This window comes from Streptococcus australis, assembly GCF_019930045.1.
Lineage (GTDB): Bacteria > Bacillota > Bacilli > Lactobacillales > Streptococcaceae > Streptococcus > Streptococcus australis_D.
Genome location: NZ_JAHZQQ010000003.1, coordinates 26,101 through 46,634 on the forward strand (window position 1 = coordinate 26,101; position 20,534 = coordinate 46,634).

At 43.0% G+C, this 20,534-nt stretch carries 15 protein-coding genes and 2 pseudogenes; all 17 read left to right on the plus strand.

Features of this window, described 5'->3' with window-relative positions:
* The first annotated feature begins 23 nt into the window (after positions 1 to 23).
* The 17 genes and pseudogenes from ccrZ to K1J10_RS01425 all read left to right on the plus strand — a co-directional run bounded on the left by ccrZ (position 24) and on the right by K1J10_RS01425 (position 20,351).
* Positions 24 to 818, plus strand: coding sequence for a cell cycle regulator CcrZ (ccrZ, locus tag K1J10_RS01350; protein WP_023022280.1), 795 nt, complete (start codon positions 24 to 26; stop codon positions 816 to 818).
* Positions 815 to 1,450 carry a tRNA (guanosine(46)-N7)-methyltransferase TrmB gene (gene trmB, locus K1J10_RS01355; RefSeq protein WP_048688825.1) on the plus strand — a complete coding sequence of 212 codons (636 nt, stop codon included), beginning with the start codon at positions 815 to 817 and terminating at the stop codon, positions 1,448 to 1,450. Before ccrZ ends, trmB begins: the two co-directional genes overlap by 4 nt.
* A 164-nt stretch (positions 1,451 to 1,614) precedes the next feature.
* Positions 1,615 to 2,103 carry a ribosome maturation factor RimP gene (gene rimP, locus K1J10_RS01360; protein ID WP_317629276.1) on the plus strand — a complete coding sequence of 163 codons (489 nt, stop codon included), beginning with the start codon at positions 1,615 to 1,617 and terminating at the stop codon, positions 2,101 to 2,103.
* Positions 2,104 to 2,148: 45 nt separating this feature from the next.
* The gene (gene nusA / locus K1J10_RS01365; protein WP_223355625.1) at positions 2,149 to 3,294 is read left to right on the plus strand and encodes a transcription termination factor NusA; all 1,146 of its coding nucleotides are present in this window, start codon (positions 2,149 to 2,151) and stop codon (positions 3,292 to 3,294) included.
* A gap of 10 nt (positions 3,295 to 3,304) precedes the next feature.
* Positions 3,305 to 3,601: an RNase P modulator RnpM gene (gene rnpM / locus K1J10_RS01370; protein WP_223355626.1), complete on the plus strand. Its 297-nt coding sequence runs from the start codon at positions 3,305 to 3,307 to the stop codon at positions 3,599 to 3,601.
* The gene (locus K1J10_RS01375; RefSeq protein ID WP_223355627.1) at positions 3,594 to 3,893 is read left to right on the plus strand and encodes a YlxQ-related RNA-binding protein; all 300 of its coding nucleotides are present in this window, start codon (positions 3,594 to 3,596) and stop codon (positions 3,891 to 3,893) included. The genes rnpM and K1J10_RS01375 overlap by 8 nt, the downstream gene beginning before the upstream one ends.
* A gap of 16 nt (positions 3,894 to 3,909) precedes the next feature.
* Positions 3,910 to 4,297, plus strand: a pseudogene (locus K1J10_RS10815) (translation initiation factor IF-2 N-terminal domain-containing protein); the annotation flags it as partial.
* A 128-nt stretch (positions 4,298 to 4,425) separates the two neighbouring features.
* Positions 4,426 to 6,630: pseudogene (gene infB, locus K1J10_RS01380) on the plus strand (translation initiation factor IF-2); the annotation flags it as partial.
* Between the two features lie 73 nt (positions 6,631 to 6,703).
* Complete coding sequence (gene rbfA / locus K1J10_RS01385) at positions 6,704 to 7,054, plus strand: 30S ribosome-binding factor RbfA (RefSeq protein WP_223355629.1); 351 nt, start codon at positions 6,704 to 6,706, stop codon at positions 7,052 to 7,054.
* A gap of 143 nt (positions 7,055 to 7,197) precedes the next feature.
* Positions 7,198 to 8,829, plus strand: coding sequence for a Na/Pi cotransporter family protein (locus K1J10_RS01390; protein WP_223355630.1), 1,632 nt, complete (start codon positions 7,198 to 7,200; stop codon positions 8,827 to 8,829).
* A gap of 427 nt (positions 8,830 to 9,256) precedes the next feature.
* Positions 9,257 to 10,408, plus strand: a complete 1,152-nt coding sequence (nagA, locus tag K1J10_RS01395) for an N-acetylglucosamine-6-phosphate deacetylase (RefSeq protein ID WP_223355631.1) — start codon at positions 9,257 to 9,259, stop codon at positions 10,406 to 10,408.
* 177 nt (positions 10,409 to 10,585) lie between these two features.
* Complete coding sequence (locus K1J10_RS01400; protein ID WP_048715249.1) at positions 10,586 to 10,813, plus strand: hypothetical protein; 228 nt, start codon at positions 10,586 to 10,588, stop codon at positions 10,811 to 10,813.
* 1 nt (position 10,814) lies between these two features.
* Positions 10,815 to 11,657 carry an aldo/keto reductase gene (locus K1J10_RS01405; protein WP_223355632.1) on the plus strand — a complete coding sequence of 281 codons (843 nt, stop codon included), beginning with the start codon at positions 10,815 to 10,817 and terminating at the stop codon, positions 11,655 to 11,657.
* Between the two features lie 247 nt (positions 11,658 to 11,904).
* A complete protein-coding gene (locus tag K1J10_RS01410) occupies positions 11,905 to 16,395 on the plus strand; it encodes a S8 family serine peptidase (RefSeq protein WP_223355633.1) in 4,491 nt (1,496 codons plus the stop codon).
* Positions 16,396 to 16,897: 502 nt separating this feature from the next.
* Positions 16,898 to 17,815 carry a glycine--tRNA ligase subunit alpha gene (gene glyQ / locus K1J10_RS01415; RefSeq protein ID WP_223355634.1) on the plus strand — a complete coding sequence of 306 codons (918 nt, stop codon included), beginning with the start codon at positions 16,898 to 16,900 and terminating at the stop codon, positions 17,813 to 17,815.
* Positions 17,816 to 18,023: 208 nt separating this feature from the next.
* The gene (gene glyS, locus K1J10_RS01420) at positions 18,024 to 20,060 is read left to right on the plus strand and encodes a glycine--tRNA ligase subunit beta (RefSeq protein ID WP_223355635.1); all 2,037 of its coding nucleotides are present in this window, start codon (positions 18,024 to 18,026) and stop codon (positions 20,058 to 20,060) included.
* A 33-nt stretch (positions 20,061 to 20,093) separates the two neighbouring features.
* Positions 20,094 to 20,351: a DUF896 family protein gene (locus tag K1J10_RS01425; protein WP_061564777.1), complete on the plus strand. Its 258-nt coding sequence runs from the start codon at positions 20,094 to 20,096 to the stop codon at positions 20,349 to 20,351.
* Positions 20,352 to 20,534 lie beyond the last annotated feature (183 nt).

The following is a 20,534-nucleotide window of genomic DNA, read 5'->3' on the forward strand; positions in this document are numbered from 1 at the left end:
GGAAACTTTTTACGGAGGAAGAGATGGACTCGAACGAAAAAGAGCTAACGTTAACCCCAATTGCTGGTAAAAGCGGAAAAGCCTTTATGGGGACTTATCCGGATGGGGGGAAAGTATTTGTCAAAATGAATACGACTCCAATATTAGCAGGGTTAGCTAAAGAACAAATTGCTCCACAACTCTTATGGAGCCGACGCTTACCTGACGGAAATGTGATGAGCGCACAAGAATGGTTAAATGGAGAAATTTTAACTCCAAATGGGATGGGGAAAAAGCAAGTGGTTCATATCCTGACTCGTTTGCACCGTTCACGCCCCTTGATGACGCAATTGAGAAAGTTGGGCTACACAGCTGAGTCGCCATTGGATTTATTGAATTCTTTGAGCAGTCAGTTGCCAATCGCTTTGCGTCAAAACAATTATTTGCAATCTGTATTAAAGAGTTTACGACAGACTGTTCCAGCTTTTCGAGAAGATTATGCAACCATTGTTCACGGAGATGTCCGTCACAGTAACTGGATTGAAACGGATAGTGGATTTATCTACTTGGTAGATTGGGATTCTGTCCGCTTAACAGATCGGATGATGGATGTGGCTCATGTTTTAAGTCACTACATTCCAGATTCTCAGTGGCAGGATTGGTTGGTCTATTACGGCTATAAGTACAATGAAACTGTATTTGGTAAATTGTACTGGTTTGGTCAATACTCTTTCCTTTGTCAGATTGTAAAATACTATGAAAACAATGATTTAGAGAATGTAAACCGGGAAATTTATGCCTTGCGTAATTTCCGGTCAAAATATGGGAAGGAAGCATGAGAGTTAGAAACCGTAAAGGTGCAACCGAATTATTAGAAGCCAATCCGCAATATGTCATTCTGAAGCCAGAAGAAGCCAAAGGGAAGTGGCATGAGATTTTTGGAAATGACCATCCTATTCATATTGAAGTGGGGAGCGGTAAAGGTGCCTTTATCACTGGAATGGCCAAACAAAATCCAGACATTAACTATATCGGGATTGATATTCAAAAATCAGTATTAAGTTACGCTTTGGATAAGGTGTTGGAAGCTGACGTTCCCAATATCAAGTTGCTTTGGGTGGACGGAGATAGCTTGACTAATTACTTTGAAGACGGTGAGATTGATCAATTGTATCTCAATTTTTCAGATCCTTGGCCGAAGAAACGCCATGAAAAACGTCGTCTAACCTACAAGAGTTTCTTAGATACCTTCAAACAGATTTTGCCAGAACATGGTGAGATTCATTTCAAGACGGACAATCGAGGACTCTTTGAATACAGTTTGGTGAGTTTTTCTCAGTATGGAATGACCTTGAAGGGTGTCTGGCTAGATCTTCATGCTAGTGATTTTGAGGGAAATGTCATGACCGAATATGAAAAGAAATTCTCAAGTAAGGGTCAGGTCATTTATCGGGTTGAAGCACAATTTTAAAGTCTAGTTAAGGATCGACGTCTCCTGAAAAGGAGGCGTTTTTCTTTTGGATGGTAGCCGTATGAATGAGGAAGGCGAAATTCTTGCATTTCGACGGAACTTGTGCTAGAATATTTAAAACGAATAGAAAAGGAGAGGCGAAGACATATCTTCGCCTCTTGTCTGTGAGGAGGTGTTGTCCTATCGCAACAATTGTTGAATTAGTAACAGAAATTCTTCAACCAGCCATCCAAGCTCCATTTGAATTGGTGGATGTGGAATATGGAAAGATGGGAGGAGATTATGTTCTAAGTATCTTTGTTGATAAGCCAGGTGGTATTACCCTGAATGATACAGCCGATTTAACAGAAGTGATTAGTCCTCTGTTGGATCAGATTCACCCAGATCCATTCCCAGAACAGTACTTCCTAGAAGTGACGAGTCCTGGTTTGGAGCGTCCCTTAAAAACCAAAGATGCAGTGGAAAAAGCTCTGGGTCAATATATCCATGTCAGCTTGTACAAGGCAGTTGACAAACAAAAGGTCATTGAAGGAACACTCCTTAAGTTCGAAGATGATCAATTGACCATGGAATACATGGACAAAACCAGAAAGAAAACCATTGAAATCCCCTATAGTCTTGTCTCAAAAGCAAGACTAGCTGTCAAATTATAGCAGAAAAGAAAGGAAGGCTCTTAGTAGCCTAAGAGCAAGAAAAGAATGAGTAAAGAAATGCTAGATGCTTTTCGCATCTTGGAAGAAGACAAAGGAATCAAAAAAGAAGATATCATTGAAGCAGTCACAGAATCATTGCGTTCGGCTTATCGGAGACGGTATGGTCAAGCAGAGAGTGCTGCTATCGAATTTAATGAAAAGACTGGTGATTTCCGCGTTTATACCGTTCGTGAAGTAGTGGATGAAGTATTTGATAGCCGCTTAGAAATTAGCTTGAAAGATGCTCTTGCGATTAGCTCTGCCTATGAATTGGGAGACAAAATCAAATTTGAAGAAGCACCTGCTGAGTTTGGTCGTGTCGCAGCCCAATCTGCCAAACAAACTATCATGGAAAAAATGCGCAAGCAAACTCGTGCGATTACCTACAACACTTATAAAGAACATGAAAATGAAATTATGAGTGGAACGGTTGAGCGTTTTGATAATCGCTTTATCTATGTAAATTTAGGATCTATCGAAGCTCAATTGTCTAAACAAGACCAAATCCCGGGTGAAGTCTTCCAATCTCATGATCGCATCGAAGTCTTTGTCTACAAAGTAGAAGACAATCCTCGTGGGGTCAACGTTTTCGTAAGTCGTAGCCATCCAGAAATGATCAAACGTTTGATGGAACAAGAAATTCCTGAAGTCTATGATGGAACAGTTGAAATCATGAGCGTGGCACGTGAAGCTGGAGACCGGACCAAGGTGGCTGTTCGTAGCCATAATCCAAACGTAGATGCGATTGGAACCATCGTTGGTCGTGGTGGATCGAACATCAAAAAGATTACTAGCAAGTTCCACCCAGCTCGTTATGATCAGAAATTGGATCGTATGGTCCCAACAGAAGAAAATATTGATGTCATTGAGTGGGTACCAGATCCAGCAGAATTTATCTACAATGCCATTGCGCCTGCCGAGGTCGATCAAGTCATCTTTGATGAAGAAGACAGCAAGCATGCTCTTGTGGTAGTACCAGATAGCAAGCTATCTCTTGCGATCGGTCGTCGTGGTCAAAATGTGCGCTTGGCGGCTCACTTAACTGGCTACCGGATTGATATCAAATCAGCTAGTGAGTACGAAGAAATGGAAGCAAGTCAAGAACCTTCTTTTGAAGAAGTAGAAAGTGATTTGAATTCTGTAGACGAATAGGGAGGGAATCATGGTAAAGACAAGAAAAATCCCTTTACGCAAGTCTGTCGTTTCAAATGAGGTCATCGATAAACGAGATCTCTTGCGAATCGTAAAAAATAAAGAAGGTCAAGTTTTTATCGATCCAACTGGGAAAGCAAATGGTCGTGGTGCTTATATCAAACTCGATAACGAGGAAGCACTTCAAGCCAAGAAGAAGAAAGTCTTGAATCGCAGCTTTAGCATGGAAGTGGATGAAGCTTTCTACGACGAATTGATTGCTTATGTGGATCACAAGGTGAAAAGAAGAGAGTTAGGCCTTGAATAATCAAAAAGTCAGTAATTTATTGGGATTGGCTCAGCGAGCAGGGAAAATCATCTCTGGAGAAGAGTTGGTCATCAAGTCTGTTCAAGAAGGAAAGGCTCGTTTGGTCTTTCTAGCAGATGATGCAGCTCCCAATCTTACCAAAAAAATCACAGATAAATGCCACTATTATGGCGTTCCGGTATTAACCGTGTTTTCAACACTAGAATTAAGTACTGCCATTGGTCGCTCACGAAAGGTAGCGGCCGTGACAGATGCTGGATTTTCAAAGAAAATGAGGTCTCTTATGGAATAGAAGAGGAGGACAGCAATTGTCTAAGAGAAGATTGTATGAGATTGCCAAAGAACTAGGCAAGGAAAGTAAAGAAGTCGTCACACGGGCCAAAGAATTAGGGTTGGAGGTAAAGAGTCACGCTTCTAGTATCGAAGGTGAAGCGGTTGAGCGTTTGGTCAATAGTTTTGCATCAAAGACGCCTCAAACTCCTAAAGTGACGGAAGAAAAACAAGTAAAAGTTGCACCGGTTGCAAAAGAACCTGTTGCAAACCAACCAGAAAAGAAAACGGAAACAGCGGCAGCACCTGTTGTGAAGCCGAAGAGTCGTAATTTCAAGGCGGAACGCGAAGCCCGTGCAAAAGAGCAGGCGGAACGTCGTCAACAACAAGGAAATCGACCTAAGAAACAACAAAACGACCGTCGGGATGGGGATCGTTTCCAAAATCGTAATGAGCGAAAAAATCAAGGAAATGACCGCCGCAACCAAGGGAATGATCGTCGCCGTGACCAATCTGGTAACGGTCAAGGACGTCCAAATCCTGTAAATGGCGCTCCGAAGATTGATTTCAAAGCCCGTGCTGCAGCATTAAAGGCAGAGCAAAATGCGGAATATGCACGTGGTAGTGAAGAACGCTACAAGCAAAACCAGGCAGCCAAGGTAGAGCAAGAACGTCAACAACGTCGTAAGCGCGAAGAGGCAGTTGCGACTGAAGTTGTCGCTCCACAACCAAAGGTAGAAGCAGCGAAGGCAACTCCGGTAGCGGCTCCAAGTCCTGCAGCAGTTGATACACGTCGGAAAAAGCAAGCTAGACCAGACAAAAAACGTGAAGATTTTGATCGCGAAGAAGATGGTCCAAGAAAACAACAAAAGAATCGAAGTAGTCAAAACCAAGTGAGAAATCAAAGAAATAGTAACTGGAACAACAAAAAGAATAAAAAAGGAAAGAAAAACCGCAATGAAGCTCCAAAACCAGTAACAGAGCGTAAATTCCATGAGTTGCCAAGTGAACTTGAGTACACAGATGGAATGACGGTTGCGGAAATCGCAAAACGGATTAAGCGTGAGCCTGCGGAAATCGTTAAGAAACTCTTCATGATGGGAGTGATGGCGACACAAAACCAATCCTTGGATGGCGATACCATTGAACTTCTGTTAGTGGATTATGGAATTGAAGCCAAGAAAAAGGTTGAAGTGGACAATGCGGATATCGAACGCTTCTTCGTCGAAGATGGCTATTTGAATCCAGATGAATTGGTAGAGCGTCCACCAGTTGTCACCATCATGGGACACGTTGACCACGGGAAGACAACCCTTTTGGATACCCTTCGTAATTCACGTGTAGCAACAGGTGAAGCGGGAGGGATTACCCAGCATATCGGGGCTTATCAAATCGTAGAAAATGGCAAGAAGATTACCTTCTTGGATACACCTGGACACGCGGCCTTTACTTCTATGCGGGCGCGTGGTGCATCTGTTACGGATATTACCATCTTGGTCGTAGCGGCAGATGATGGAGTTATGCCTCAGACTATCGAAGCTATTAACCACTCAAAAGCGGCTAATGTTCCAATCATTGTGGCTATTAACAAGATTGATAAACCAGGTGCCAACCCAGAACGTGTCATCGGTGAATTGGCAGAGCATGGAGTTATGTCAACTGCCTGGGGTGGAGATTCTGAGTTTGTAGAAATCTCTGCCAAGTTCAACCAAAATATCGATGAGCTCTTGGAAACGGTCCTTCTTGTGGCTGAAATCCAAGAACTTAAAGCAGATCCAACTGTTCGTGCCATTGGTACTGTTATCGAAGCGCGCTTGGATAAAGGAAAAGGTGCGGTCGCAACCCTTCTGGTTCAACAAGGTACCTTGAACGTTCAAGACCCAATCGTTGTTGGAAATACCTTTGGACGTGTCCGTGCCATGACCAATGACCTTGGCCGTCGTGTGAAAGTAGCTGGACCATCTACTCCAGTTTCTATCACTGGTTTGAACGAAGCGCCAATGGCGGGTGACCACTTTGCGGTTTATGAAGATGAAAAATCTGCGCGTGCAGCCGGTGAAGAACGTGCCAAACGTGCGCTGATGAAACAACGTCAAGCAACCAACCGTGTCAGCCTTGAAAATCTCTTTGATACCTTGAAGGCTGGAGAAGTGAAATCCGTTAATGTCATCATCAAGGCCGATGTACAAGGTTCGGTTGAAGCCCTTGCTGCTTCCCTTCAAAAGATTGAAGTGGAAGGTGTGAAAGTGACCATCGTTCACTCAGCAGTTGGTGCCATCAATGAATCAGACGTTACCCTCGCAGAAGCTTCAAACGCCTTCATCATTGGATTTAACGTCCGCCCTACGCCTCAAGCGCGTCAGCAAGCAGAAGCTGATGAGGTAGAAATCCGTCTTCACTCAATCATCTACAAAGTGATTGAAGAAATGGAAGATGCCATGAAGGGAATGTTGGATCCTGAGTTCGAAGAGAAAGTCATCGGGGAAGCAGTCATTCGTGAAACCTTTAAAGTCTCTAAAGTGGGTACTATCGGTGGATTTATGGTCCTCAGTGGTAAGGTCACTCGTGACTCCAAAGTTCGTGTCATTCGTGACGGTGTCGTCATTTATGATGGAGCTCTTGCTAGCTTGAAACATTATAAAGATGATGTCAAAGAAGTGACCAACGGTCGAGAAGGTGGATTGATGATCGAAGGCTACAATGATATCAAGACTGATGATACCATCGAAGCTTACATCATGGAAGAAATTAAAAAATAAACTGTTAACTAGGAAGGAAGAGAGGAAATCTCCCATTTCCTAGTTTTTAAAGACAGAGCAGAAAGGAGTTCCTATGGCAAGTCATTTTCGGACAGACCGAGTCGGTATGGAAATCAAGCGGGAAGTTAACGAAATTTTGCAAAAGAAAGTTCGTGATCCGCGTGTCCAAGGCGTCACCATTACGGATGTTCAAATGCTAGGCGATTTGTCGATGGCCAAGGTTTACTATTCGATTATGAGTAATCTGGCTTCAGATAATCAAAAGGCTCAGACAGGGCTGGAAAAAGCAACAGGAACCATCAAGCGCGAATTAGGTCGGAATTTAAAATTGTACAAAATTCCAGATTTAACCTTTGTCAAAGATGAATCCATTGAATATGGAAACAAGATTGACCAAATGTTACGCGATCTTGATAAAAAATAATGAACAAAACGATAGATTCTGTAGAGTCTATCGTTTTTTTATGGCAAAATTCAGAAGAAATTTCAAAAAAACTTGTGCCGAAGGGGTGGATGTTTTAAAATAGAGTGAGTAAACTTTTATCGAATGATGATGGAGGAAAAGGAATGTCCATTGATTGGCAGAACATTTTATTTAACTTCTTAGGTGGTTTGGGACTATTTTTATATAGTATCAAAACTATGGGTGATGGCTTGCAACAGGCTGCAGGGGATCGCCTTCGTTACTATATCGACAAATATACCAGTAATCCATTTCTAGGGGTGCTCGTAGGGATTGTCGTGACTGCCCTTATCCAGTCTAGTACCGGGGTAACTGTTATTACGGTTGGATTAGTAAGTGCCGGTCTATTAACGCTACGCCAAGCAATTGGGATCATCATGGGGGCCAATATCGGGACGACGGTCACTTCCTTCATCATTGGTTTCAAGTTGGGAACATATGCCTTGCCCATTATGTTTGTCGGTACAGTCTGTCTCTTCTTTACCAAGAATCGGATAGCTAACAATATTGGTCGGATCTTGTTTGGGGTTGGGGGAATCTTTTACGCCTTGAACCTCATCAGCGCAGGGATGAGTCCTTTGAAAGACTTGCCAGAGTTCAGCCAATATATGGTAACCCTTGGGAAGAATCCAATCCTCGGAGTGCTAGCTGGAGCCATTATCACAGTCTTGATCCAGGCTTCTTCTGCAACGATTGGGATTCTGCAAGGTCTCTACTCCGGTGGATTTTTAGATCTTAAGGGAGCATTGCCAATTTTATTTGGGGATAACATTGGGACTACCCTCACCGTTATCATTGCTGCCATGGGAGCCAATGTTTCTGCCAAACGGGTTGCAGCGACCCACGTCTTATTTAATGTCATCGGGACCATTCTGTGTATCATCTTGTTGGGACCATTTACAAGTATGGTTGAGTTCTTCCAAGCTCAGTTGCATCTCTCACCTGAGATGACGATTGCCTTTTCACATGGTGCTTTTAATGTGACCAACACCATCGTTCAATTCCCATTCATCGGAGCATTGGCTTACTTTGTGACGAAATTGATTCCTGGTGAGGATGAAGTGGTCAAATACGAGCCACTTTACTTGGATGAAAATCTGATTACCCAAGCTCCTTCGATTGCCTTGGGAAATGCCAAAAAAGAACTCTTGCACTTAGGAGCTTATGCTGAAAAGATTTTTGATTTATCTTATCGCTATATTTTGAATCAAGAAGAAAAGCTAGCTGAAAAAGGTCATAAAACAGAAGAAGCGATTAATACCATCGATGATCAGTTGACCAAGTACTTGATCCGCTTGTCCAGTGAAGCTTTGAGTCCAAAAGAAAGCGAATCCTTGACCAATATTTTGGATTCTTCTCGAGATTTGGAGCGGATTGGAGACCACGCAGAAGCCTTGATCAACTTGACGAACTACCTCATTCGGAAGAAAGTTGTCTTTTCTGACAATGCTTTGGCTGAATTAGAAGATATCTACCAACAAACGGCGACGTTTGTTAAAGATGCACTTCGAAGTGTAGAAGAAGATAGCCAAGAGTTGGCGGCAGAGTTGGAACAGCGCCATCAGGCAATTGAGAAGCTCGAAAAGAAATTGCGGAAGACCCATATTTCTCGTCTGAACAAGGGCGAGTGTACGCCTCAAGCGGGTGTTAACTTTATTGATATCATCTCTCACTATACACGTGTTGCCGACCATGCCATGAATTTAGCAGAGAAGGTACAATTGGAGCAAATCTAGACAAAGCAAAAATCCAGTTCTTTAGAGAGGGATTTCAGATTGAATATAAAGTCTTCTTTAAAACTTTCCTTAGGTGAGTACGGACGTCAGCGAACTTCTTCAAAGTTCCATGACTAATTATTGAGCCTAAGGTCTCAATAATTCCGAGTGCCTGAAACAATTGTGTTTCAGGCACTTTTCTCACAGTGGAAAGTTTTTCATCTTCTTAAATAACTAAAAAAGATTATTTTTTGAAAAATTTATCTAGCTATTTTATGAAAAAAGTTTGTCTACATTCTAAAATCCAGCTCAAAAAAACTGGATTTTTTATCGTATTTATAGGAAATATTAATATATTTAAATAAAATAGGTCTAGACCATTTACAAATGCAGTACAAAGGATTATAATGTGTATGAATATATCGGTAGAAAAAGAAAGGAAATCACCATGACAACTTATATACAAGCAGATCAATTCTTTTATCCCCATGGCATTCGTAAGGGAGGATATCTAGAAATAGTCGATGGCAAATTTGGGAAACATGTAGATCAGCTACCAGAGGGAACTACTGTTTTGGACTATACAGGCTATAGTATTGCTCCTGGTTTGGTCGATACGCACATCCATGGATTTGGTGGAGTTGATGTTATGGACAACAACATCGAGGGAACCCTTCATACTATGAGTGAGGGGCTCTTGAGCACAGGGGTCACTAGCTTTTTGCCAACAACCTTGACCTCTTCTTATGAGCAATTATTAGCAGTCACTGAAAACATTGGAGCACGATACCAAGAAGCGTCTGGTGCTAAGATTCGTGGTATTTACTTTGAAGGACCTTACTTTACAGAGAAGTACAAAGGGGCACAAAATCCAGCCTACATGAAAGATCCTCGAATGGATGAATTCCGTGCATGGCAAAAAGCAGCCAACGGCTTGCTCAATAAAATTGCCCTTGCTCCTGAGCGAGATGGTGTCGAAGACTTTGTCCGCACAGTGACAGGAGAAGGGGTAACGGTTGCGCTTGGTCACTCCAATGCAACTTTTGACGAAGCCAAAAAAGCAGTGGATGCTGGGGCTAGTGTCTGGGTGCATGCCTATAACGGAATGCGCGGTTTGACGCACCGTGAGTTGGGAATGGTTGGGGCTATGTACCAACTTCCTCATACTTATGCAGAGTTAATCTGTGACGGCCATCACGTTGATCCAAAAGCCTGCGACATCCTTCTCAAACAAAAAGGAGTGGAAAATATTGCCTTAATCACCGACTGTATGACAGCTGGTGGCTTGGAAGATGGCGACTATATGTTGGGTGAATTCCCTGTTGTCGTAGAAAATGGAACAGCCCGTTTGAAATCGACAGGGAATCTGGCTGGTTCGATCTTGAAGCTCAAAGATGGATTGAAGAATGTTGTTGAGTGGGGTGTTGCCAATCCTCATGAAGCGGTCATGATGGCGAGTCTCAACCCTGCTAAATCTGTCCATATTGATGATGTCTGCGGCCAAATCCGTGAGGGTTATGACGCTGACTTTATTGTATTGGATAAAGATTTAGAGTTGGTAGCAACCTTCTTGGATGGCCAAAAACGATTTGAAGCTTAATGGTGAAAAAGAGGTTCAACTACGAATCGCTTGCTTTCGCCAAACTAAAAATTGAATGTATTCCATAAGCTGAGATGAGAGTCTCAGCTTATTTGAATAGGATTCCTTGATCTAGCCATTTGTCTCTTTGCTCTGATACATGGTATAATGAAAGTAATTGAATCGCGAGGTAGTTTTATGAATAAGATAAACGTACGTTTTTTATTGATGGGCTTGTTTTTCTTTATCTACGGTATGTTGCGCCGTAGTCCCGTCATCCTAGTGGCAGGTAGTGCCTTTTTACTCTATGCCTTTTTTAGTAAATCGATGGTGCAGCCGAAGGAAAATATCTTTAAGCCAAAGTTGCGCTTGAATGCGAAGACTTCTAAGTCTGGTGAAAAAACAAAGGAAAGTAACGGGAAATAAGATGAAGAGCTACAAACTAAATGACGGACGCCACATTCCTGTACTTGGTTTTGGTACTTGGAAGGCGAAAGATGGCGAGGAAGCTTATCAAGCAGTAAAAGCAGCCTTAGAAGCGGGCTATCGCCATATTGATACGGCAGCCATCTATCAAAATGAAGAAAGTGTCGGAAAGGCTATCAAAGATAGTGGTATTCCAAGAGAAGAGCTTTTTGTAACGACCAAGTTGTGGAATAATCGTCACACCTATGAGGATGCTGTCAATGGTCTAGAAGAATCTTTGCACAAATTGGGACTAGAATATATCGATTTGTACCTCATCCACTGGCCAAATCCTGTGACTCACCGAGAAAATGAGGCCTGGAAAGAACGGAATCGTGAGGTTTGGAGAGCCATGGAAGATATGCAGGCAGAAGGAAAGATTCGCTCTATTGGTGTGAGTAACTTCCTGCCCCATCACCTGGATGCTTTGTTGGAAAGTGCCAAAGTTCTTCCTGCGGTTAATCAGATCCGCTTGGCCCCTGGAGTCTATCAAGAGGAAGTGGTCCGTTATTGTCGTGATAAAGGAATTTTATTGGAGGCATGGGGACCATTTGGCCAAGGAGAGCTGTTCCAAAATGAGACAGTTCTAACATTAGCTAAACAGTATGATGTAACACCAGCCCAGCTTCTCTTGGCTTGGAGTCTAGCAGAAGGATTTTTACCTTTGCCTAAATCAGTGACTCCTGAGCGCATTGCAAGTAATCTGCAATGCTCTGCGATTGCATTATCCTCGGAAGACTGTGAGCTCCTTCGGAAGATCCCAGTAGAGGCGGGAGCACCAGACCCAGACACCAAAGACTTTTAAGATCGTTTATTTATAGACAGTGAGAGGTTGCTCTGGCTGTCTTTTTTGTGCAATGAGATGAAAGGCGAATAATTTGTTTCAGTTATCTAATTATTTGAATATTGAAACCACAAAAAAGCAAACAAAAAACAACTAATTAAAGATAACGTGCGGAAATATTACAATTTGATAACAAAGTTAATGTTGAGTGAATTTTCTGAAAAATTAGGAGTATAATAAGAATAATTTAGTATATAGGGGGAATTTTATGAGTAAACAGCGTTTCTCATTGAGAAAATATAAGTTTGGTGTTGCATCGGTGCTGTTAGGATCTGTTCTTGTCTTTGGAGCAGGGAATGTAAGTGCTGATGAAGCGAAACAGCCAGAGACTGCAGTCGTTACATCTGCAGAAGCAAATCCAGTATCGCCAAGTGAGTCTGCGTCTCCTGTAACGAATCAGGCAAGTGAGCAGACTACAGGCTCAGTAGTTGAAAATGGTAAAGTTGTTGACGAGCCGGTCTCCTCAGACAAAGGGGCAACAACTCCATCTGTCGAATCAGATAGCCAAGTTGTTACGCAGGAAGCCAAAACAGAGGCTCCAGCTACTGAAAAGCAAGCGGAAGTCGTAACTAAAACCGAAGAAAAAACTGCAGAAAAAACATCCGAAGGACAGGAAAAAACAGAAGCAAAACCTTCTTCAACAGAGGAGAAGAGTGAGGATAAACCTGTAACGGAAGCAAGAACCGAAAAGAAAGCTGAAGATAAACCATTAAGTATTAGCAGCAATACGATTATTAATGTGCCCCAAACTTGGGAAAAAGGGTACAAGGGTGAAGGGACTGTTGTTGCGGTCATTGACTCTGGTTTAGATGTCTACCACGAAGTATTGCGGATTTCAGACCCTACAAAAGGGAAATTCAAAAATCAAACAGAATTAGAAGCTGCCAAAAAAGCAGCGGGAATTGACTACGGAAAATGGTACAACGATAAGGTTGTCTTTGCCTATGATTATATGGATGGAGATGACAATATCAAAGAAAAAGACCATGATTCACACGGTATGCACGTAACAGGGATTGCGACTGGGAACCCTGACAAAAAAGCTGGGGATGGCAACTACGTATATGGAGTTGCTCCAGAAGCCCAAGTGATGTTTATGCGGGTTTTCTCTGATCGTAGTGGATCCACCAGCGATGTTGTCTATGTAAAAGCGATTGATGACGCAGTGGCATTGGGAGCCGATGTCATTAATATGAGTTTAGGATCTGGGACAGGATCTACAGTGAATGCTAGTCCTGCTGTCAGAGAAGCGATTCAACGAGCACGCGCCAAAGGGGTTAGTGTCGTCATCGCTGCGGGTAATAGTAACACCTATGGATACGGTCATGACAACCCAAGTGCTGAAAACCCTGATTATGGTGTCGTGGGTAGTCCTTCAACCGTAGAAGAGTCTATTTCAGTTGCCTCTGTAAATGATTCATTCGTAACAGAAGAAGTCTTTACAGTTCGTGGTTTGGAAGACAATGCCGACTTGGATAAAGGGAAGTTTACCTATACAGCGGCTGAAACAGATGCCAATTTCGAAAATGGGAAAGAATATGACTATGTGGATGCTGGTTTGGGGCGTGAGAGGGATTTAGAAAGTCTCGATTTGACTGGTAAAGTCGCCCTCATCAAACGTGGTGAAATTACCTTCTCAGATAAGGTCGCTAATGTCTATAAAAAAGGAGCGATTGGTGCCCTCATTTACAACAGTGTCGAAGGCGCGAATGTCAAAATGGGTCTCGAAGGTGATGCGAAAAAAATCCCTGCGGTATTTATCTCTAAGCGGTACGGAGAAGCCATCAAAGACAAAGACTACAAAATAGTCTTTGACGGTAGTTTGGATAACCGTCCAAACCCTGACGCTGGGAAGATGTCAGAATTCTCTAGTTGGGGAGTGTCAACGGATGGACAATTGAAACCAGATGTCACTGCACCTGGTGGATCGATCTTCTCTTCACTAAATGACAATAGCTATGGCAGTATCAGTGGAACCAGTATGGCCTCTCCTCATGTGGCTGGGGTTTCGGCTTTGGTGAAGGAATACCTCCAAGCTCATCATCCAGAACTTTCACCAGAGGAACTATCTGCAACGGTCAAGGCCTTGATCATGTCAACTGCAAAACCACACTTCAACAAAGAAACGGGGGCCTACACTTCGGTACGTCAACAAGGGGCAGGGATTGTAGATACTGCTGCAGCCGTCTCGACAGATTTATATGTAACGAATGAAGATGCTTACCCAAGCGTAACCCTTGGTAATGTGGAAGATCGATTCAGTTTTGATGTGACCGTTCATAATATTTCTGATACTGACAGAGAGTTGAAGATGATTGTGAATACCACTACCGACGATGTAAAAGACGATCACTTTACCTTGAAGCCACGAAAATTAACAGAGACTGTATGGCCAAATGTAACTGTAAAAGCCCATAGTAGTCAGACAGTGACGGTGACTGTCGATGCGTCTAAGTTTGCAGAAGAATTGTCTAAATTGATGCCGAACGGTTACTTCTTGGAAGGCTTTGTTCGCTTTGTGGATCCAGCAGATGACGGCGACGTGGTTAGCATCCCATTTATGGGCTTCCGTGGTTCTTTCCAAGATATCCCTGCGGTTGAAAAACCAATCTACAACTTGGTAAGAGAAGGGAAATCAGGATTCTACTATGATGTCCCAGAAACCAAATACGTGCCATCCAATGCGAACGTCACCTCTTTAGTTTCAAACGCGAATGATGTGCTCTATACGACTGCTAAGAAGGAAACAGCAGAACGAAGCCCAATCGTTCTTGGAACAGTGGAAACACCAGAAGGTTTGAACGTCCTCAATTTGGATGCTGATGGAAATGTCCGTCTGGCTATTTCTCCAGATGGAGATGAGAACAAAGATTATGTGCAGTATCGTGCAGTCGTCTTGCGAAACCTAAAAAATATGAAAGCAGCTGTCTACAAGGCAGATGATCAAGCATTTGCTAATCCAATTTGGTCAAGTACAGGATCTTTCTCTGCTCGTAAGAATTATTTTGACGGACGTGGGAAACGATCTTATCTAGTCGATAACACGGCTTGGGAAGGAACGGATGCCAAGGGTGAAAAGGTAGCGGATGGTCACTATGTCTATGAAGTTCGCTATACGCCAGCCGTTCCAGGAGCAGAAGAGCAAGTTGTTCGCTTTAATCTCCAAATCGATACCCAAAAACCAGTCTTGACTTCAGGTTATACGACCAAGAAGGATGGGGTAGAAACCTTCTATGCTCGTAAAACAAAAGATATTGGCAATGGTGGAATCTTACGAGAGCAAGTCTTCTATGTCAAGGCCTTTGATGAAGAAGGGACCCTGGTTAAAGAGGGGAAAGACGCCCTAGGGAAGACTAGTCGCTTTGAAAACCGTGTCTATTTAACGGCAAATGAAGATGGTGGCTATACTCTTCCAGAAGGAATCAGTAAAGACTTACTTTACTATGTGGTAGAAGACTACGCTGGAAACCGCGACTTTGCTTCTCTTGCTGATTTTGCTGGTACTGAAGATAGTGGCCGGATTAAGGTGTCAGTCCTAGATGCCGATACACATAAAGAATTAGATACCGATTTTGTCTACCGTATCAAGGATGATCAAGGACAGTATGTCAACTTAGACAAAGGGAAAGAAATCAATTTCCTTAAGTTTGGTAGCTACGTGGCAGAACTCTTTGCCTATGACAAATCAGATCTGAAACTTGTCAGCCAACGAACTCAGAAATTTGAAATCACTGCAGAGGACAGCTTTAAGACCATTGAATTCTTGGCCAAAGAGATTGTCACTGCACCTTTGAGCCTGGTCTTTGATCAAGCAGTACCAAGAACAACACCAGTTGTCTTGAAAAATCAAGCTGGTGAAACCTTTGTTCTTCCAGTTCAACGCTATGGCAAGAATGCTTTTGGAAAAGATGTCCCAGTTGGAACATACACGATTTCAGTCAGTCTACCAACAGGTTATGAGTTGTTTGAGGATGCACCGACTGTGACAGTTCTAGCAGACCAAAACAATCTCGCAAAACTTTCTGTAGTCATTAAGACCCAATTGTTGCAATTGTTGGCCCAACAAACTAACTTGACCAGCACTCCTCAGTACTTTAATGCAACAAGTGAAAAACGTTTAGCCTATGATGCAGCTTATCAAGAAGCTCAGAAAGCTCTTGCGACTAAGTTATCACAAGCAGAAGTTAACCAAATCTTTTCAAATCTTGGATTGGTTACGAGTCAATTAGACGGAAAAGAGTCTGATTTTACAGCACTAAAATCAGCCATTGCTGCCTATGATGTAACCTCAAAAACAGGTCGCTATGCCAACGCTAAGGGTTCCGCTCGACGAACCTTTGACCAAAGCTTTAAGGAATTGGCTCTCTTGCTCGTCCGTGAAGGTGTGACACAAGAGCAAATCAACCAAGCACTTGCGAATTACCAGGCAGCTGATCAACAGTTAAATGGAAAAACAACCGATTTCTCAAGTCTGAAGAAATTGATTGCGGCAGAACTCCAGTTCCAAGCTAAGAATGCGAAGTTTATCTATGCAGCAGATAAGGCGAAGGTAAACTATCTACAAGCCTTTATCCGCGCTCAAGCTGTACTGGCTAATCCTGGTGCCAGTCAACAGGAAGTTAAGGCGGTATTAGCTGAGGTTAAAGCTGCTAAGAAAAAATTAAATGGGAAAAAACCAAAGGTTGTAAAACGCCCATAACAGTCACCTTTCTTTGAAAGGATTTGCGACAAGTCTGAAACACCTGTTTCGGACTTGTTTTTTGTTTACACTCGAATAGAAATCTGCTATAATACTAGTCAAGAAAGAAAGGCTTATGGCGTTTTTTTAGCGAGCTTGGGATAGTGAAAGCCAAGCAGAACAAGATAAGCAAGTGGCGCTTTCTCTCAGTAGATAACTGAGTATAGTAGAATAAAATGAAGTAATAAATTAGGGTGGAACCGCGTTTTTGACGCCCCTAGGTCACTTGACTTAGGAGCAAAGACACGGTTTTTTTGTATCCAAAGTCGCAAGAATTAAAAAAGGAGTAATCATGTCTAAGAAATTAACATTTCACTGTGTCAGTGGCAGAGACCTCCTTACAGTCGGACTGCCCCACGCTCAGCACTAGGCTGCCTGAGCTAGACGCAGTACTAACTCGTCTTGCCTTGTATGATCGACGAGGCAGACTCGTGTCGCAAGAAATTATAAAAAGGAGAAGAAGATGTCTAAAAAACTAACCTTCCAAGAAATTATTTTGACTTTGCAACAATACTGGAATGACCAGGGTTGTATGCTCATGCAGGCTTATGATAATGAAAAGGGTGCGGGAACCATGAGTCCTTACACCTTCCTTCGTGCCATTGGTCCTGAGCCATGGAATGCGGCTTATGTAGAGCCATCACGTCGTCCAGCTGATGGACGTTACGGGGAAAACCCAAACCGTCTTTACCAACACCACCAATTCCAGGTGGTCATGAAACCATCGCCTTCAAATATCCAAGAACTCTACCTCGAGTCTTTGGAAAAATTGGGCATCAACCCATTGGAACACGATATTCGTTTCGTTGAAGATAACTGGGAAAACCCATCAACTGGTTCAGCTGGTCTTGGTTGGGAAGTTTGGCTTGACGGTATGGAAATCACTCAGTTCACCTACTTCCAACAAGTCGGTGGTTTGTCAACTGCTCCTGTTACCGCTGAGGTCACTTATGGGTTGGAGCGTTTAGCTTCTTATATCCAAGAAGTAGATTCTGTTTACGATATTGAGTGGGCTCCAGGGGTAAAATACGGAGAAATCTTCCTTCAACCAGAATATGAGCACTCAAAATACAGCTTTGAAGTTTCTGACCAAGATATGCTTCTTGAAAACTTCGAAAAATTTGAAAAAGAAGCAGGACGTGCTTTGGAATTGGGCCTTGTTCACCCAGCCTATGACTATGTTTTGAAATGCTCACACACCTTCAACTTGCTAGATGCACGTGGTGCTGTTTCTGTTACAGAACGCGCTGGCTACATTGCCCGCATCCGTAACTTGGCCCGTGTCGTAGCCAAAACCTTCGTCGCAGAACGTAAAAAACTTGGTTACCCACTTCTCGACGAAGCCACACGCACCAAACTCCTAGCAGAAGAGGAAGAATAAAGAGAGCGTATTAGATGGGATTGGCCGATAGAGCAATCCTACAGAACCAGTTGCCGCAGTGATAAAGGTATCGTTAGAGAAACTAACGATACCAGGCAAAATTGGAGACCTTAGGCTCCAATTTTAGCAATGAAACGACGAAGTCGGTTGCTTGCGTGCCAATCACATAAGGCAAACTGGAAAAAAAGATATTTTTCGGAGAAAAAACATGACAAAAAACTTATTAGTAGAATTAGGACTTGAAGAGTTGCCAGCCTACGTTGTCACACCAAGTGAAAAACAACTCGGTGAGAAAATGGCAGCCTTCTTGGATGACAACCGTCTTTCATACGAAAGCATTCAAACCTTCTCAACGCCTCGCCGTTTGGCTGTCCGTGTGATTGGTTTGGCGGATCAACAAACAGATTTGACCGAAGATTTTAAAGGACCTTCTAAGAAGATTGCTTTGGATGCAGATGGAAACTTCTCAAAAGCGGCCCAAGGATTTGTCCGCGGGAAAGGCTTGACAGTAGATGACATCGAATTTCGTGAAGTCAAGGGTGAAGAGTACGTTTATGTCACGAAACACGAAGCTGGTAAACCTGCCAAAGAAGTCTTGTCTGGCGTTCCAGAAGTGCTTGCTTCATTGACCTTCCCTGTTAGCATGCACTGGGCTAACAACAGTTTTGAATACATTCGCCCAGTTCACACCTTGACAGTTCTTTTGGGTGACGAAGCGCTCGACCTTGATTTCTTGGATATCCAGTCAGGTCGTGTGAGTCGTGGACACCGTTTCCTTGGACATGAAGTGGAAATTACCAATGCGGATTCTTATGAAGAAGACCTTCGCACGGTTTACGTGATTGCGGATAGCAAAGAACGTGAAAACATGATTCGTGAGCAAATCAAGGCTATCGAAGCAGAACAAGGTGTTCAAGTTCAAATCGAAGAAGGCCTTTTGAATGAAGTCTTGAACTTGGTCGAATACCCAACTGCCTTTATGGGAAGTTTTGACACTAAATATTTGGACGTTCCAGAAGAGGTTTTGGTGACATCAATGGAAACACACCAACGTTACTTTGTTGTACGTGACCTTGATGGTAAGCTCAAACCAAACTTCATCTCAGTTCGTAATGGGAACGCTGAGCACTTGGAAAATGTCGTTCGAGGAAATGAAAAAGTCTTGGTGGCGCGTCTCGAAGATGGTGAATTCTTCTGGCGTGAAGACCAAAAACTTAAGATTGAAGACCTCGTTGCTAAATTGGCTAACGTGACCTTCCATGAAAAAATTGGTTCTCTTTCAGAACACATGGCGCGTGCGGGTGTTATTGCAGCGTCACTAGCTGAGCAAGCTGGTTTGACTGCAGAAGAAACGGCAGCTGTCGCTCGTGCAGCTGAAATCTACAAATTTGACCTCTTGACGGGTATGGTCGGAGAGTTCGATGAATTGCAAGGAATCATGGGTGAAAAATACGCCCTCCTTGCTGGTGAGGATGCTGCGGTTGCGACAGCTATCCGTGAACACTACCTTCCTGATTCAGCAGACGGAGTTCTTCCAGAGACTAAGGTTGGTGCTATCCTTGCCCTTGCGGATAAATTGGATACCCTTCTTTCCTTCTTTTCAGTTGGCTTGATTCCATCAGGTTCCAATGACCCATATGCGCTTCGTCGTGCAACACAAGGGATTGTTCGGATCTTGGATGCCTTTGGTTGGCATATCCCTATGGATGAGTTGATTGACAGCCTTTATGGACTTTCATTTGATAGCCTTTCTTATGACAATCAAGCAGAAGTGCTCAACTTCATCAAGGCGCGTGTGGACAAGATGATGGGACGCACAGCAAAAGATATCAAAGATGCTGTTCTTGCTGGTTCAAACTTTGTCGTGGCAGATATGTTGGAAGCAGCTGAAGCTCTTTCAGAAGCTGCGAAGACGGATGGTTACAAGGCAGCTGTTGAATCCCTCTCACGTGCTTTCAACTTAGCAGAAAAAGCAGATGCTTCAGTAGCGGTCGATGCCAGTCTCTTTGAAAATGATCAAGAAAAAGCTCTTGCTAAAGCAATTGAAGAGCTTGAATTGACTGGTGCAGCTAGCGACAAATTGGCTCAACTCTTTGCTCTTAGCCCAGTTATTGATGCTTTCTTTGACAATACCATGGTGATGGCAGAAGATGAGGCTGTTAAAAACAACCGTTTGGCCCTTCTTGCAGGTCTTGTAGCGAAAGCCAATAAAGTTGCAGCCTTCAACCAATTGAACACAAAATAAGTACCTGGTAACAGGTAGAAAGTAGGTCTTATTATGACACCTGAAAAAATCGCTCGTATCAATGAGCTTGCTAAAAAGAAAAAAACAGAAGGGTTGACTCCAGAAGAAGCGGTGGAACAAGCAAAACTTCGTGAAGAATACATTGAAGGTTATCGTCGTTCGGTTCGTCACCATATTGAAGGAATCAAGGTGGTGGATGAAGAAGGCAATGACGTGACACCAGAAAAATTGCGCCAAGTCCAACGGGAAAAAGGCTTGCACGGCCGTAGCCTTGATGATCCCAATTCATAAATAGACAATAGAAAACTCGATCAGAAGTTGAACTGATCGAGTTTTCTTGTTCTATATGGGCTAGTCTGAATCCTTATCTCTATTTTTGTAGTTTTTCCATTGATTTTTAAATATCCAAATGGAGACGGCAAGAACGAAGGTTGCTGTCCAAAAAATCCAAGGGACAGGAGTTCGGAGGAAAAA